Raw genomic sequence first — 15,488 nt, forward strand, 5'->3', positions numbered from 1 at the left:
TCTAAGGGATCTCAGGTTGATGGCAAGATTTGGGTGGCCCGAAGATATACGACCGCACAGTCAGACCGGTGACCTCAGCCCCCCCGGTTGGAGCGCTACCAACCGGTGAGAAGTGCGATATTCCAGCGAAAGGCCTCAGGCGGCTTCCGCCCTCTTGAGCTGCTGATGTTCGTCCTCGACAAGTCCGATTTTCCAGTAACCGGAAATATAGGTGTCCGCCTTGGGGACTTTCCGCTCGTTATGAAGATGGTCCCGAAGCGCCCGAATGACGGAGCTTTCACCGGCGATACAGGTCTGAACAGGTCCGGAAGGCCATTCCAGGGACTTCACAAGGTCCACCTGCGCTGTCGAAGGCACATGCGGCCGCTCCTGAATCAGCCACCTGATTTCGACGCCCTCGGGAGCCGCAATGTCGCGCTTGTCGTCCTCAGAGGGAACTTCGAACAGCACAAGCCCGCTTGCATCGCGCGGCATTGCCTCAAGCGTCGTTTCCACCACCGGCATTGCGGAAAGGTCTGCCGCCAGGAGATACCAGTCGGCATGAAACTCGGTAATCTTCGGCTGGCTTGGGCCAAGAAAACCGAGGAAATCGCCTTCCCCAGCCCGCTGCGCCCAGCGTGTTGCCGGTCCTTCGTCGCCGTGCGCTACAAAGTCGATATCGAGTTCCAGCGCGTCTTTGCGAAAGGCACGGACCGTGTAGGTGCGGATCGGATGCACGCGTTCGGAAGGTCCGTCCGGTGCATAATGCGCTTCAAAGGCCTCGCGGCTTTCGCCGTCACGCGGCAGCAGCAACTTGCAGTTCGCACCCTCGTGGCCTTCGGGAAATCCCTGCAATTCCGGCCCGGCAAAGGTGACACGGACGAGATTGGGGCTGAGGTAGCGCGTCGACCTGACGGTCAGAAAGCGGGGTTGGCGTTTCGCAGACTTGGCCAAGAGGCACCTCATAATTCTTGAGTAATATTCTCAAGATTTAACATCCACGAAAGCCGATTTAAAGATCTGCCGCCCGGAAAAATGTCTCTGTGTCTCGCAGGACGGGGTTTTGCCTCCCCTCTCCCGGCCGACACTGCGCTTGTCCGGTGCAATTTTAGTCTACATCACGTTTTAGCGACGAGGCCTGAGCCCGCCTGTTGGCGGGCTTCCGGCTGAGATACAGGAACAACAGCGTCACTCGCGGATGATCGGATCCGTCAGTTCGCCCGGCTCCTTGTCCTTGATGATGTCCCAGTTGAGGGTCGCCTTGCGGATATTGCCCGGCACATCTTTTTCGAACCGGTCCTGAACATTCAGAGAGTTGTTCAGATAAAGCTTGCCGTCAACAATCGACCAGGCTTCCGGAACCACCGGCACCTTGAAACCCATAGAGGCACCGAAGGCGCAAAAGCCGCCAAATTGAGGGGCATATTTCGCCGGGTTGGCAACGAATTTGTCGCGGTTTTCGGCAGACGAGAACTTCCAGGTAACCTCGTCATATTCGGCCGTATATTCGTCAGAGCCGGCAACAGGTTTGCCGACCGTGAAATAGGCAACAGGATCGGTTCCGCCGATTGCAGCCCCGCCTTTGGTGAAAGTGGTGATGTCGTCGGCGGAAGCCGTGAAGGCGGCAGCGGAGAAGAGCGCGGTCAGTCCCAGCAGAACCGATTTGGACGTATAGAGCGGCATGAGCGTCTCCAATGGAGTGTGAAACGGATTGATGACCTGGAGCCTGTCGCTCCAAGCATGAAAACCATGTCTTCTGCTGCAGAAATTGGCCAATCACCCTTGTTCACAGAGCCGCTAACGGAAAGCGAGAAAATCGTGATGGCAGATACCTTCACACTCCCGGGAGGCCCGGCAGTTCCTGACGGGGCGCAGGCTCTCGCGGCGCTACAAGGCCCAGCACCAGATAGATAGCCGTCTCGATGTCTCTGGCCTCGATCCTGATATTGCGGATGAGCAGACGGAAATAGATGAGGCCGAGCAGCAAATCGATCCGGGTTTCCATATCGGCTTCGAACGGTGTCGCGATGAAGATCTGGCGCAGAACCAGCCGCCGGGCGGCCTCGGCCTCGTCCAGAACACCTGCGAGGTCCGGCCTGTCGCGATACGGCACCAGCGCCTGAACCGCAGCGCCCAGCGCGGTATCCTGCAAGGCCGCAACGGTGTTGGAAAGACATTGCCGAAGATCCTCGGCGACGCTACCCCGCTGAGGCGGTGCCGGATTGACGCTGGCGAGAGCTGCCTCGACAGCCGCCGCAATCAACGCGCCCTTGTCCGCGTAGCGCCGGTAGACCGCCTGCTTGCTAGTCCGCGCGCGTGCGGCGATTGCAGCAATGGTGGTCTTCTCGTAGCCGTTCTCGGCCAGCTCGGTGAGCGTTGCCTCCAGAAGCGCCTTGCTGACCCTCTCCTCCTGTGGTCGTCCGGCTGTGCTTTCCTCAGGCATCGCCAGTTTCTTCAGGGGCTGTTTCGTAATCCTGGAACCCGTTCTCGATTCCGGTCGTCACGTTGACGATCCGGGCATAGGGCTTTGAGAAGATCACCGTGTCGCGCAGTTCCTCCCACAGGTGGTGATAGGCGCGCATGTCGAAAAACCGGCAAATCGTGAAATCGGAAAAACCGCCTGCCAGCGCATCGGCATCGAACCACTCGAACGTCACCTTCGGGTGACGCGCCAGGATCTCGCCGATCTGACCGGCAATCGCCCCCCGCTCCTGGCGATCAAGCGCCAGCCAAGCCGGTTCGAAGGCCAGATAGACGATGGCTGCCATTGGCAACGGACGGATCGTTTCGGGGGACTGTGTCATGCGCAGACCTCTATTTCGGTTACCATTGGTACCGATTTATTCCGAATTCAGCTGTTGCGCAAGTCCGTACGCTTGCCTTCGCCGGTCTGCCGCCGCAAGAAGAGCACAAGCCTGGAGCGAAAATGCGCTTCGGGCACCTGCAAAGACGAGGAAAACATGTCTGTTGATACCGATACGGTGAAACGCGTTGCCCGCCTGGCACGCATCAAGGTGAGCGAAGAAGACGCAACCCGCATGACCGGCGAACTGAACGCCATTCTCGGCTTTGTCGAGCAGCTTGACGAAGTCGACATTTCCGGCGTCGAACCGCTGACGTCCGTGGTCGAGCAGACCATGAAAAAACGCACGGACGGCGTCACCGACGGCGGCAAGGCTGCCGACATCACCCTGAACGCACCGGCCTCCGAAGATAACTTCTTCATGGTGCCGAAAGTCGTCGAATAAGCGGACCACCCGGATGATTGCACCTGTTCCAGCTATCGCCATCGAAACGCCCCTGTCTGCCGACATGGGCGAGATGATTGCCGAGCTGAACGCCCTGCTGCTGACGCTGAGCCCCCCTGAGGCCTGCTACCACATGACAGCCGAAGAAATGGCCGGCGAGACAACGACCGTCTTCGTCGCCCGGATTGACGGCAAGGTGGCTGCCTGCGGTGCCCTGCACCGGCACCCGAATGGCGTTGCTGAAGTCAAGCGCATGTATACCAGGCCGGCCTATCAGGGTCTTGGTCTGGGCGGCAGCATTCTGGACCGGATCATAGCGCTGGCAACCCGGGAGGGCCTTTCCGAGCTCGTTCTGGAAACCGGCGACAAGCACCCGGCGGCCTGGCGCCTCTACGAACGTGCCGGCTTCAGCCGCTGTGGACCCGTGCTTGATTATCCCGACAGTCCCTATTCCATTTTCTATTCCCGGCCGCTGGCGGCCGCCTGAGAGCTCAAATCCATGACCGATCTGACCAAACTGACCATTGCCGAAGCCCGTGAAGGCCTGAAGAACAAGGACTACACGTCGCTGGAACTGACCGATGCCTTCATCAGGAACATCGAGACAGCCAATGAAAGCCTGAATGCCTATGTGACCGTGACTGCCGACAAGGCGCGCGACATGGCAAAGACATCCGACGCCAAGCTTGCCAAGGGCGAAGGCGGCGCGCTGGAAGGCATACCGCTCGGCATCAAGGACCTGTTCGCCACTCAGGGTGTGCACACCCAGGCCTGCAGCCACATTCTGGACGGCTTCAAGCCGGCTTACGAATCCACCGTCACGTCCAACCTCTGGGCCGACGGCGCGGTCATGCTCGGCAAGCTGAACATGGACGAGTTCGCCATGGGCTCTTCCAACGAAACCTCCTATTACGGCCCGGTGATCAACCCGTGGCGGAAGAAGGGTTCCAACCAGGATCTGGTTCCGGGCGGATCTTCCGGCGGGTCCGCTGCCGCTGTTGCCGCCCGCATGTGCATGGGGGCCACCGCCACCGACACCGGCGGCTCCATCCGTCAGCCGGCGGCCTTCACCGGCACTGTCGGCATCAAGCCGACCTATGGTCGCTGCTCCCGCTGGGGCGTTGTCGCCTTTGCCTCCTCGCTCGACCAGGCCGGCCCGATCGCCCACACCGTGCGGGACAGCGCGATCATGCTGAAGTCGATGGCGTCCGTCGACGCCAAGGACACCACCTCCGTCGACCTGCCGGTGCCGGACTATGAAGCTGCCATCGGCAAATCCGTGAAAGGCCTCAAGATCGGCATTCCGGCAGAATATCGCCTGGAAGGCATGCCCGCCGAGATCGAAGCGTTGTGGCAGAAAGGGATCGACTGGCTGAAGGATGCCGGCGCGGAGATCGTCGACATCGCCATGCCGCACACCAAATACGCCCTGCCGGCCTACTACATCGTGGCACCGGCGGAAGCCTCCTCGAACCTTGCCCGTTACGACGGCGTGCGCTACGGCCTGCGCGTTCCAGGCAAGGACATCGTCGAAATGTACGAAAACACCCGCGCCGAAGGCTTCGGGGAAGAGGTCAAGCGCCGTATCCTGATCGGCACTTACGTTCTGTCGGCCGGTTACTACGATGCCTACTACCTGAAAGCCCAGAAGGTTCGCACGCTGATCAAGCGCGACTTCGACCTTGCCTGGGAAAACGGTGTCGATGCCATCCTGACCCCGGCCACCCCGTCTGCCGCCTTCGGCGTTGCCGACCAGGACCTTCATTCCGATCCGGTGAAAATGTACCTCAACGACATCTTCACCGTGACCGTGAACATGGCCGGCCTGCCCGGTATTTCCGTTCCGGCCGGCCTCGACAACAACGGCCTGCCGCTCGGTCTTCAGCTGATCGGCAAACCTTTCGAAGAGAGCACGCTCTTCCAGGTCGGCCAGGTCATCGAAGACGCCGCCGGCTCCTTCGCACCGGAAGCCTGGTGGGGCTAACACTCACGAAAAACGCCCCCCGGACCGCACAGGTCCGGGGGAGCACTTGACGATCTCAAGGCAATTCCACACCTGGTCACGGTCTGACCATGGTATCGCAGCCTCCGGTTCCCGACAGCGGCTTGTTAGAATGCTGCGAGGCGTGAGACGGGACCGCCCCCTCAGCAGCCTCCACCAGCGCTTGTTACGGGGCAACGGAATGGCATGAATTGCCTTGTAAAGCCCGGCAATGACGGAGAGATATGTTCAGGGCACTCTCGGTGGCGCAGTGACAGCCCATTCGTTTGCCTGTTCGTCCGCTGGCCCATGCGCAACTTCAGCATCGACGCTGAAGGCAAGCCATGGCATGACGGGCGGATGAGTTAAAAGCGCACAATCAGAAACACCCGCGACACCATGCATGACATCGAAACCCTCGTAATCGGCGCTGGAGCCGTTGGGCTCGCCATTGCGCGAGACCTGGCCCTGAGAGGCCGTGAGGTGATGGTTCTGGAACAGCACAGCCTCATCGGATCGGAGACCAGCGCCCGCAACTCGGAAGTCATCCACGCAGGTATCTATTATCCGGCCGGCAGTCTGAAGGCCCGCCTGTGTGTGAAGGGCAAGGCGCAGCTCTACCGGTTTTGCGCCGAGAACGGCGTCGGTTACGAGAGAATTGGCAAACTGATCGTTGCGACCAATAACGATCAACTGGAACAGCTTCAGGCAATCCGGCGCAAAGCCGCTGAAAACGGGGTCTCTGATCTCGAATTTATGGACCGGGACAGCCTGAAACACGCCGAACCGGAACTCGCTTGCACTGGCGCCTTAAAGTCACCCTCCACCGGCATTGTCGACAGCCACGGCTTCATGCTCGCCCTTCAGGGCGGGCTGGAAGCAAACGGCGGCCAGGTCGTGCTGAACACCAGGGTTGCACGGCTGGAACGTCTGACGCGGGGCGGTTACCGGGTCCACGCGGAGACGGACGGTACCGACACCTACGCCCTGACATGCAAGGAACTGATCCTGTCGGCGGGCCACAGCGCCCCTGCACTGGCTTCAGCACTGGAAGGCGCCAATCCTCCGGCTGCCTATCTCGCAAAGGGCAGCTATTTCAAGCTTCAGGGAAAGGCACCGTTTTCCAGGCTCATCTACCCCGTGCCGGAGCCAGGCGGGCTCGGCGTTCACCTGACGCTCGACCTGCAACATCAGGCACGCTTCGGACCGGATGTGGAATGGGTGGAGACGGTGGACTACCGGGTAGACCCGGCCCGCGGCGAGCGTTTCTACTCTGCTATCCGCCGCTATTGGCCAGGCCTTGCCGACGGAGCCCTGATACCTGATTATTCCGGCATCCGGCCCAAGATATCCGGCCCAGGCGAACCCGCCGCAGACTTCCGCATCGATGGACCTTCTGACCACGGGCTCGAGGGCCTTGTCGCGCTTTACGGAATCGAATCCCCCGGCCTGACCTCGGCGATGGCAATCGCTGATTATGTTGCCGAAAGGATTGCAACCGGCATCCAGGGCGCATCTTTTTCAAAATAATTTTGAAACCAACCATCGGCTCGGGCGTTTGAAAGTCAATCAAACAGGCCTACGATGCTGCGCTGCACACGATTGCCATTTTTTGGTCCGTATTTCTCCTTAAAAATGCTTCAGTGCGCGTGCTCATACAGAAGAAGAACCACAAAGAACACTTAAATTTCAACAAGGTGACCAATCGTCGTGATCAATCGACGCACGTTTTTATCGGCAACGGCCCTTGCGGCAGGCGCTCTGGCAGGCACGGATCTGCGCACTGCATTCGCTGCAGAGAATACCGCACCTGCGCAGTCAGGCGGTTCCTTTGCGGCAGGTGAAGAGTTTAACTTCCCGGCACTCGTCGAGCGGATGAAGGAAAAGGCTGGCAAGGCCTATTCCCCCGATATCCCTCAACTGCCCGAAATTCTTGCCAAGCTCGATTATGACCAGCACCGTGCCATTCGCTTCAATCCTGAACGTTCAGTCTGGAAGGATACCGGCAGCAACTATCAACTGCAGGCGTTCCACCCGGGCTGGCTCTACAAGGAACCTGTCGAGCTCTACGAAATCGTCGACGGCAAGATAAGTGAACTGCACTTCACCGGAGCGGACTTCGAATACCGTGACCCGCTGGATCCGGAGAAATTCAAAGACGTGAACCTGCCGGGCATCGCCGGTTTCCGCCTGCACCATCCGCTGAACACGCCGGAGTATTTCGACGAACTGGTTGTGTTCCTGGGGGCAAGCTATTTCCGGGCACTCGGCAAGGGCAACGTCTATGGCCTGTCCGCGCGCGGACTTGCGATCGACACCGCCATCGCCGGACCGGAAGAGTTCCCGCGCTTCACGAAATTCTACCTGGAGCGCCCGACGGACGGGGCCGCCGAATTGCGGCTTTTTGCCGAGCTTGAAAGCGAAAGCGTTGCCGGGGCCTATCAGTTCACGATCAAGCCGGGCATCAACACGGTGATGGAGGTGGATGCTCGCATTTTCCTGCGCGAAGATGTCGAACGTCTCGGCATCGCACCGCTGACATCGATGTATCTGTTCGGCGAGAACGACCGCACCAACTTCGATGACTACCGCCCGGAAGTTCACGACAATGACGGGCTGCTGATCCTGCGCCAGAACGGTCAACGTCTGTGGCGCCCGGCCCGCAATCCGGATGAGCTTGCGCTCTCGTTCTTCAGCGAAGAGAACCCGGCCGGCTTCGGCCTGCTGCAGCGAGACCGGAATTTCGATCATTACCAGGACACAGAAGCCAAATATCAGCGCCGGCCGTCACTCTGGATCGAGCCGATCAACGACTGGGGCAACGGCCAGGTGATGCTGGCGGAGATCCCGGCCGAAAAAGAGATATACGACAACCTCGTCGCAAGCTGGGTCCCGAAGAACGGAACCAAGGCAGGTTCTGAACACCGTTTTGCCTATCGGATGATCTGGGGCCGGGAACCGGAACCGGGCACCCAACTGGCACAGGTGATTGCGACCAGCACAGGGCATGGGGGCGCGGCCGCCTCAGATCCGGATCCGAAACTGCGCAAATTTGTCGTGGAATTTGCCGGTGGCAATCTGGCCGACCTGGGAGCGGAAGCTCCTTTGACACCGAAGCTGAACCTGCAGAACGGCAAGGTTCAACACCAGTTCGTCCAGCGGCTGGAAGGCGGCAGCTGGCGAGTTGTGCTCGATATCGAGCGCGACGACGAGGAAGTACCGGTCGAGTTCATTCTCGCCCTGCAACTGGATGGGACGGATGTAACGGAAACCTGGATGTATCAGTGGAGTGGGAACAGATGACACAGCATGTGAGTATCGATCAAACGGCCAGTCCGGCCCTTTTCGCCGACAGCGATCTGCTTGACGAAGTCCGGTCTGTCCTGAAGCGCCCCGACCTTGGCGATGACGCGCTCTTGTCCGCTCTCGCAAATGCGCCGGCCGCTCGTGGCGGCATTGCACATGTCTCCGCCACGCCGCAGGACCGGGCAGACTTCATCAGGACCTTGCCGGTGCCCGCCCCACGCCACGGGCTGGAAATGCCGCAGCATGACCTCAACCCGCCGCTGGCCGTCCGCTTTGCGCCGCTTGTTGCCCTGTGGCATCGGGCCTTGCATCCGCTGGCACCACAGATGAAACGCGTTCCGGTTCCAGCCAAGGACCGCTGACATGAAGTTGGCCAGCTCCGGAGCCTGGTCGACAGCCTTTCGGCGGCTGGCCATGGCAGTGATCGCCCTTTGCCTGACCACAGGGGCGTCCTACATGTTTGCCATCGTCGTCCAGTCGGACGGGTTCGACTGGCTGGACATAGTCCGCATCACGCTCATGGCAATCGCCTCCTTCTGGCTGGCCTGGGGCGGATGTATTGCCCTTTTCGGCATCCTGTTTCCGCCTGAGGAAAGATCAACGACCGACGATCTTCCGGAAGGCCGCACCGCCATTCTCCTGCCCATCTACAACGAAGCCACCGGACCGGTGTTCGCCCGTCTGGAGGCCATCATGAAATCGGTCGCAGCCCTGCCCGAGGCCGACCGGTTCGATTTCTTCGTGCTGTCCGACACCACCAAAGCGGACGTCGGCGAAGAGGAACAGCGTGCCTATGAACAGTTGCTGGTCCGCCAGAATGCCGGCGGACGCCTGTTCTATCGGAGACGCGAGCAGAACATCGGCCGAAAGGCCGGAAATATCGCCGACTTCCTGACGACATCCGGTGGCGCCTACGAATATATGCTGGTGCTCGATGCCGACAGCCTGATGGACGGAAAGACCATCCTGGAGATGGTTCGGCGAATGGAAGCCGATCCGCGCCTCGGTTTGCTGCAATCGCTGCCGCAGATTATCGGGCTGTCCACCTTGTTCGGCCGTTTGCTGCAATTCGCGACCGGTCTTTACGGACCTTACTTCGCGCGCGGACTGGCCGCGGTTCAGGGCGAGCAAGGAACGTTCTGGGGTCACAATGCGCTGATCCGCACCCGCGCTTTTGCTTCGGCTTGCGGCATGGCCCCCCTCACCGGAAAACCGCCCTTTGGCGGTCATATCCTCAGCCACGACACTGTCGAAGCCGCGCTTCTGGCACGTGACGGCTGGAAGGTACGACTCGACCCGGATCTGACCGGCTCCTACGAGGAAGCACCGGCAAATATGGTCGACTACGCCAAGCGCGACCGGCGCTGGTGCCAGGGCAATCTGCAGCACAGCCGCATTCTGGCCGCTCCTCGCTTCCGTTTCTGGAGCCGGATTTCGATCCTGCAAGGCGTCTTCGCCTATCTGGCCTCGCCGATCTGGTGCATCTTCCTGCTGGCAAGTCTTGCCGCTCCGCTGGTGGCGCCGCCTCCGGTCTATTTCGACGGCCATTCGCCCTTCCCGGTCTTTCCTCACCCGGAAACGACCACGGCACTTGCCCTGCTGTTCGGTCTGGTGGCCCTGCTCATCCTGCCCAAGCTCCTGCTCGTGGCACGCGCGCTTCTTGGCGGCAATTCGGCAGATTTCGGCGGCTCTGTACGCCTGCTGATCAGCTTCCTGCTGGAAATCCTGCTGACATCGATCCTGGCGCCGATCCACATGATGTTTCACTGCCGCTCGGTGTTTCAGGTGCTGACGGGGGCAGACAGCGGCTGGCCTACGGCCGATCGGGACGACGGCTCCCTGCCAATCCCGGCCGCGTTTTTCGCCACCTGGTGGATGAGCATTGCCGGGGTCGGTGCTATCGCCTTCTCGCACACCTACGCGCCGGAAATGTTCTACTGGCTCCTGCCCGTAGCCCTGCCGCTGGTTTTCGCCCCCCTTCTCGTCTGGATGACGGCGTCGGTGATGCTGGGCAAAGTTACGAAAAAACTGGGGCTCTTTCAGGTTCCCACAGAAGCAGCCCCGGTCGACGTTGCCGAAGACATGCGACTTGCGCTTGCTCAGAACGCCGCAGCCTGAGGAAGGGTTCCACCTGTTTCAAATACCCATCTTTCCATCGTCGTTCCGGCTGGCCGGGATGGCGATGGAGAAATGAATGCGCTCACTCCGCCGCTTGCCTCAGTGCATACGGCCGGTCTCGGCTTCCAGAATGCCCTCTGCATCGAGGCCTGCAATGGGCAGTCGCTTGTCGGTCGGCACATCGCCGGACAATTGCAGCGCCAGATAGCGGCCGCAACACACCCGCAGAAAACTCGTGAAGTTCCCGAGATCGTGTCCTGCGTCGATGCTTTCATGATGGAGCTTGGTGATCAGTTGCACCACGTTCATGCGGTCGCGTACGGCAATCTCGTCCAGAACCTTCCAGAAGAAAGTTTCCAGCCGCACCGATGTCACCATGCCATCGATGCGCAACGACTTGGTCGTGCTTTCCCAAAGCGTGGAATCTGCCTCGATGAAGAGTTTGCACATGATGCTTCCTCCGGTTCGTCAGGGTGCAAGCAAAAACACGGGAGCTGCTGAAGGCGCTTCGACGTCCCTTACTTGGCCTAAAGCCTAGCCCTCTTCCATCATTTGAGGAAGACGGGTCAGGATCAAATGGACAGCGCCGCGGAGCCTCCAATCTCACCTTCTGCAGAGAGCTCCGGCGCTCTCTCAAACCGACTGCCATGGGAATTGGCGGTGCGACCCAGTCGGCTGGCCCGCACCTTTTGCCTCAGGCAGCCAAGGAGCCGGCGGCTGCACCGCTCAGAACCGCATGGAACTGCGACAGCCATGCAGGATGGGCCGGCCAGGCCGGAGCGGTGACAAGGTTGCCGTCGGTCACGGCACCATCGATTGCAATATCAGCATAGGTCGCACCGGCAAGTTCCACTTCCGGACGGCAGGCCGGATAGGCCGATACGGTGCGGCCCTCGATAACCTTGGCAGCTGTCAGGATCTGCGCTCCGTGGCAAATTGCGGCAACCGGCTTGTCCGCTTCCATAAAATGCTTCACGGCATCAAGAACAGCCGCGTCGAGGCGCAGATATTCAGGGGCCCGGCCACCCGGGATCACCAGAGCATCATAACCGGCAACGTCAACCTCGGCGAAGGTGGCATTCAGCGTGAAGTTATGGCCGCGTTTTTCCGAATAGGTCTGGTCGCCTTCAAAGTCGTGAATGCAGGTGGCAACCGTGTCGCCCGCCTTCTTGCCGGGGCAAACCGCATCGACCGTATATCCCATGGCCAGCAGCGTCTGAAACGGCACCATGGTCTCGTAATCTTCGGTGAAATCACCCGTGATCATCAGGATCTTCTTCGCACTCATGCTTCGTCCTCCAGCGTGGCAAATAGCGATGAAGGAAGGCTAGCAGGCAGCAGGTTCCAACGGGTATTAGGTCGCTACTACAGGGCGAATTTCTGCTGTTCTGGTGATCTTGGCGGGAACGTTTGCCCGGCCGTTATTCCGGACAGATCAGGTAAAAGCCGAACGCTGATCCAGAACCCGGACATATTTTGCGACATAGCTCCTCCTTCTCAAAATTGGACGGATGTCCAATGATTGAAGGCTCGCTGAAGCTCGCGCTGACATCTGGTTTTCGGCTCAAGCGATGCCGATATGTAGCCCTATGTCCGGAATGGCGGCGAGCTGTTGCCTCAATGTCACCCCGTTCTGGCGGCGCGAGACCTTGGGCCTACTCATTTCCAGAGAGACGATTGAGGAGGATTGCCTGGCTTCGCCCAAACGCATTTCGCCTCCCCTAACCGGAGAGGCGAAAAACAGATGGCTGTGCGCAGAGATCAGTCCCGGTAATCGGGCTCGCTCCGGTCGAGATCGCGTTTCCAATAGTCGAAATGGGCATAGCCCATGCCGACATAGGGTTCCCATTCAGCGGCTGTCTTGGCAGCCAGATTGTCCGACATGATGGCCAGTGGCTGACCCGTGGCATAGGCTTTCAGCAGCGTTTCGGCGGCCCGCTCGAAGAAATAGAGATGCTCGAAGGCTTCGGCGACCGTCACGGCGGAGATTGAAACCCCGTGATTGCCCATCACCAGAACCGGCTTCTCACCCAGAGTTTCGGCAATCCGCCTGCCTTCCTCCGCCTCGTCGGCCATACCGCCAAAGCCGAGATCGACCGCGACCTTGCCGAAGAAGCGGGCCGTGTTCAGGTCGATCGGCTTCATGGAGGGGTCCTGCAGCGTCGCCAGCGCCGTGGCATGGGGCGGATGACAGTGAAACAGCACCCGTGCCTTGGGGTTGACCCGGTGAACCGTCCCGTGAATGCACCAGGCGGACGCGTCGGGCGCATTTTCGCTCGCCATCACCGCGTCGTCGTTGGCATCCAGCAGCAGCAGGTCACTGGCCCGAATTTCTGCAAAATGCCGCCACTTCGGGTTCATCAGGAACTTCGACCCGTCGTCGGAAACCGCCGCACTGAAGTGATTGCCGACGGATTCGCTCCAGCCGAATTTTACCGCTAGGCGAAAGGCAGCTGCCAGATCCTCGCGCAGAGCCTGTTCGCTCTGCCGGTCCGGAGCAGTTCCGAAGCTCACATCCGTGACAACACTCATTTGAACCGTCCTTCCCCGGACAGGATCCGGTATGTGGAGCGCAATTCGCCCCGGTCGGTGTAGCAGCCGCGCAGGTGCCGTTCGCCGCTGGTTGCCGAATAGGCGACCCGGCCATGCACGATACGATGATTGTCGAAGACGATACATTCGCCCGCGTTCAGGCGGAACTGCATCAGATACTTCTTGTCCCGCATCATCCGGCCAAAGCGGCAAAACGCCGGATAGTAGCGGTCCAGATCATGCTGCGGCATGTCGAATATATCGGCATGGTGCTGGCTGATCGTGACACCGGAAATATTGCCGTACTCGTCCAGCTCGATCACCCGCTGGCGGGAGCGCATGTCGAATGTGTCATGCTCACAGAAATAGGGCACATCCACATTGACCAGCAGTTCGAAGTCTTCCGGATAGGCCTTGCGGAAATCTTCTGCGACCGCCAGCCCGTCGACAAAGATGCTGTTGCCGCCCTCCACCGTATTGGCCCGGCAATGCAGGAACTGCACGCCCGGTGCCAGGTCCTCGTCCGGCAGATCCGTGTGAAGCGGTAGCGCCTTGGAGGTGAAGGCAAGATTGGTTGGCTTGATGTGGGTTTTCACCTCAAACGTCAGACCGAAATAACTCGGCCGCACATGCCCGATGAGGCCCGCCGTATCGGTAAGCGCCGCGTCCGTATCCGGCAAGCCGGTGAGAAGCGCGACACCATCGGTCAGCATGGCCCGGCTCCAGTCGCGCCGGCGTTCGGTATCTTCCATGACCTCATCATAGGAAAAACGCGCAATCTTCGCGTAGTGATCGCCATACCACGGCTCACGCGGCAGGTTCGCGATGTCCGGACGCTTTTCGCCGGCGGAGTAAGCGGAGAGCAGCGACAGCGGCAGACGGGAAACATCGTTGGTGCCGGCCCAGGAGATTTCGAGATGGCCGCCAACAATGGCCGCCGAAGCAGCCTTCGGCGCTTCGTCCAGAGCGAAAATATCGTTGACCCGCTCACGGGTTTCCGGATCAAAGGAACTCGGGCAATTGTCACGCAGCCAGTAGTAGTTGAAGTAGGCAGTTTGCCCGTTGCTCAGCGGTACATCGAGTCCCTTTTCCTGAAGCAATACACCTGCATCACCTGTCCCAAGCATTGGTTCCGTCCTTTTAAGTTTAGTTCAACAGCCCTTCAGACGCTTCTCACGCATCACTGAAAGTGGCAGCTTTTCGAATGTCTTCAAAGAATCTGCTCTTGCACCGGTGATTTGAAAAGACGATAAAATCGAAACTTAAATTAAGCCGACACTTAAGTTGGGAGAAGAAATGCTCCGGATTCCACCGCTCAGGCTGCTCTCCGTTTTCGAGACGGTTCAACGGGCCGGTGGCACCAAGGCCGCGGCGGCTGAACTCAATGTGTCCATGTCGGCGGTCAGCCAGGCCCTGCGCCAGCTGGAAGAGCATATCGGCGCACCCCTGATCGACCGCAGCACGCGCCCCTCGGGTTTGACGGAAGCCGGCGAAATCCTGCTGAAGGCCGTTGTCGAGAACACGGAACGGCTGAGTGAAGCGCTGAACGACATCCGCGCACTCACCGATCCGGCCAGCGCCTCCGTCACCGTTGCCTGCACCATCGGCTTTGCCACCTACTGGCTGATGCCGCGGCTGGAAGCCTTTTACATCGACCATCCGGATATCGCGGTGAACGTCCACACCACGCAGCAGGAAGTGCCCAGGCTCGGCCAGGGTACGGATATCGCCATGCGCTACGGTGACGGCCGCTGGGACGATGGCACGGTGGATCTTCTGTTCCGTGAAACCGTTGAGCCTGTCTGCTCCCCCTCCCTCGCCGAACGGATCCGGAGTGACAGCGGCAGCCTTGCCTCGGCCTTTCTGATCCATGTGGACACCAGCGACCGGCGCTGGATCTCCTGGCCCGACTATCTTGTCCGTACGCACCAGAAAGCGGCAGGCTCCGCCAAGGGACTGAGGTTCTCCAACTACGTTCAGGCCACCCAGGCGGCAATCTCCGGACACGGTGTCATGCTCGGCTGGCGCTCGATCACCGGCGATCAGGTCGAAAAAGGCCTGCTGGTCTCCGCCGGCCTGCCACCACTGCAGCCGGATAACGCCTATCACTACGTGCTGTCGCACCAGACCCGGAACCGGGAGCATGCAGCCGTTGTTGTCGACTGGCTAAGGGCTGCGGCCGAACCACGGGTCCAGGGCGTAAACCCGTAATTCAAGACAAGATGGTTTGAGGCGGAGAGGTCTTCGTCAAGGTGCCAAAGCGCAGGAAACGCGGCTCAATCTCGAGCTTTCGCAACGCCAGGGGAAACCAAACCGATCGGCGC

16 protein-coding genes are annotated in these 15,488 nt (G+C 60.0%); 8 read left to right on the forward strand and 8 right to left on the reverse strand.

Annotation, left to right across the window (positions count from 1 at the left end; translation table 11 throughout):
• Positions 1-135: 135 nt before the first annotated feature.
• From AC2A6O_RS28700 to AC2A6O_RS28715, 4 genes are all read right to left on the reverse strand, one after another.
• Positions 136-933, reverse strand: coding sequence for a siderophore-interacting protein (locus tag AC2A6O_RS28700; RefSeq protein WP_498932127.1), 798 nt, complete (start codon positions 931-933; stop codon positions 136-138).
• A gap of 234 nt (positions 934-1,167) precedes the next feature.
• Positions 1,168-1,662 carry a YHS domain-containing (seleno)protein gene (locus AC2A6O_RS28705; RefSeq protein ID WP_498932128.1) on the reverse strand — a complete coding sequence of 165 codons (495 nt, stop codon included), beginning with the start codon at positions 1,660-1,662 and terminating at the stop codon, positions 1,168-1,170.
• Positions 1,663-1,813: 151 nt separating this feature from the next.
• Positions 1,814-2,422, reverse strand: coding sequence for a TetR-like C-terminal domain-containing protein (locus AC2A6O_RS28710; RefSeq protein WP_498932129.1), 609 nt, complete (start codon positions 2,420-2,422; stop codon positions 1,814-1,816).
• Positions 2,415-2,783, reverse strand: coding sequence for a darcynin family protein (locus tag AC2A6O_RS28715; protein WP_498932130.1), 369 nt, complete (start codon positions 2,781-2,783; stop codon positions 2,415-2,417). Before AC2A6O_RS28715 ends, AC2A6O_RS28710 begins: the two co-directional genes overlap by 8 nt.
• Before the next feature lie 156 nt (positions 2,784-2,939).
• On the opposite strand from AC2A6O_RS28715, the gene gatC reads away from it, so the two are divergent.
• The 7 genes from gatC to mdoH all read left to right on the forward strand — a co-directional run bounded on the left by gatC (position 2,940) and on the right by mdoH (position 10,632).
• Positions 2,940-3,227 carry an Asp-tRNA(Asn)/Glu-tRNA(Gln) amidotransferase subunit GatC gene (gene gatC / locus AC2A6O_RS28720; protein WP_148586104.1) on the forward strand — a complete coding sequence of 96 codons (288 nt, stop codon included), beginning with the start codon at positions 2,940-2,942 and terminating at the stop codon, positions 3,225-3,227.
• 13 nt (positions 3,228-3,240) lie between these two features.
• Positions 3,241-3,714 (forward strand): GNAT family N-acetyltransferase, encoded by a 474-nt coding sequence (locus AC2A6O_RS28725; protein WP_498932132.1) that lies wholly within the window; start codon positions 3,241-3,243, stop codon positions 3,712-3,714.
• Positions 3,715-3,726: 12 nt separating this feature from the next.
• Positions 3,727-5,211 carry an Asp-tRNA(Asn)/Glu-tRNA(Gln) amidotransferase subunit GatA gene (gene gatA, locus AC2A6O_RS28730; RefSeq protein ID WP_498932133.1) on the forward strand — a complete coding sequence of 495 codons (1,485 nt, stop codon included), beginning with the start codon at positions 3,727-3,729 and terminating at the stop codon, positions 5,209-5,211.
• 396 nt (positions 5,212-5,607) lie between these two features.
• Positions 5,608-6,738, forward strand: coding sequence for an NAD(P)/FAD-dependent oxidoreductase (locus tag AC2A6O_RS28735; RefSeq protein WP_498932135.1), 1,131 nt, complete (start codon positions 5,608-5,610; stop codon positions 6,736-6,738).
• Positions 6,739-6,918: 180 nt separating this feature from the next.
• Positions 6,919-8,511, forward strand: coding sequence for an OpgD/OpgG family glucan biosynthesis protein (locus tag AC2A6O_RS28740; protein WP_286192719.1), 1,593 nt, complete (start codon positions 6,919-6,921; stop codon positions 8,509-8,511).
• A complete protein-coding gene (locus tag AC2A6O_RS28745) occupies positions 8,508-8,876 on the forward strand; it encodes a hypothetical protein (RefSeq protein ID WP_148586098.1) in 369 nt (122 codons plus the stop codon). The genes AC2A6O_RS28740 and AC2A6O_RS28745 overlap by 4 nt, the downstream gene beginning before the upstream one ends.
• Position 8,877: 1 nt before the next feature.
• Positions 8,878-10,632, forward strand: coding sequence for a glucans biosynthesis glucosyltransferase MdoH (gene mdoH / locus AC2A6O_RS28750; protein WP_498932136.1), 1,755 nt, complete (start codon positions 8,878-8,880; stop codon positions 10,630-10,632).
• Positions 10,633-10,731: 99 nt separating this feature from the next.
• Here mdoH and AC2A6O_RS28755 read toward each other — a convergent pair whose 3' ends face one another.
• From AC2A6O_RS28755 to AC2A6O_RS28770, 4 genes are all read right to left on the reverse strand, one after another.
• On the reverse strand, positions 10,732-11,082 hold the full coding sequence (locus AC2A6O_RS28755) for a ribbon-helix-helix domain-containing protein (protein WP_498932138.1): 351 nt from the start codon (positions 11,080-11,082) through the stop codon (positions 10,732-10,734).
• A 244-nt stretch (positions 11,083-11,326) separates the two neighbouring features.
• Entirely contained in the window at positions 11,327-11,920 is a 594-nt protein-coding gene (locus tag AC2A6O_RS28760; protein WP_162530091.1) for a DJ-1/PfpI family protein, read from the reverse strand.
• A 473-nt stretch (positions 11,921-12,393) separates the two neighbouring features.
• Entirely contained in the window at positions 12,394-13,164 is a 771-nt protein-coding gene (locus AC2A6O_RS28765) for a class II aldolase/adducin family protein (protein WP_498932140.1), read from the reverse strand.
• Positions 13,161-14,291 carry a TauD/TfdA family dioxygenase gene (locus tag AC2A6O_RS28770; RefSeq protein ID WP_498932142.1) on the reverse strand — a complete coding sequence of 377 codons (1,131 nt, stop codon included), beginning with the start codon at positions 14,289-14,291 and terminating at the stop codon, positions 13,161-13,163. The genes AC2A6O_RS28765 and AC2A6O_RS28770 overlap by 4 nt, the downstream gene beginning before the upstream one ends.
• Positions 14,292-14,460: 169 nt before the next feature.
• Between AC2A6O_RS28770 and AC2A6O_RS28775 the strand changes: the two genes are divergently transcribed.
• Complete coding sequence (locus tag AC2A6O_RS28775; protein ID WP_498932144.1) at positions 14,461-15,375, forward strand: LysR substrate-binding domain-containing protein; 915 nt, start codon at positions 14,461-14,463, stop codon at positions 15,373-15,375.
• Positions 15,376-15,488 lie beyond the last annotated feature (113 nt).

Source organism: Labrenzia sp. ATLA3 (genome assembly GCF_057180185.1).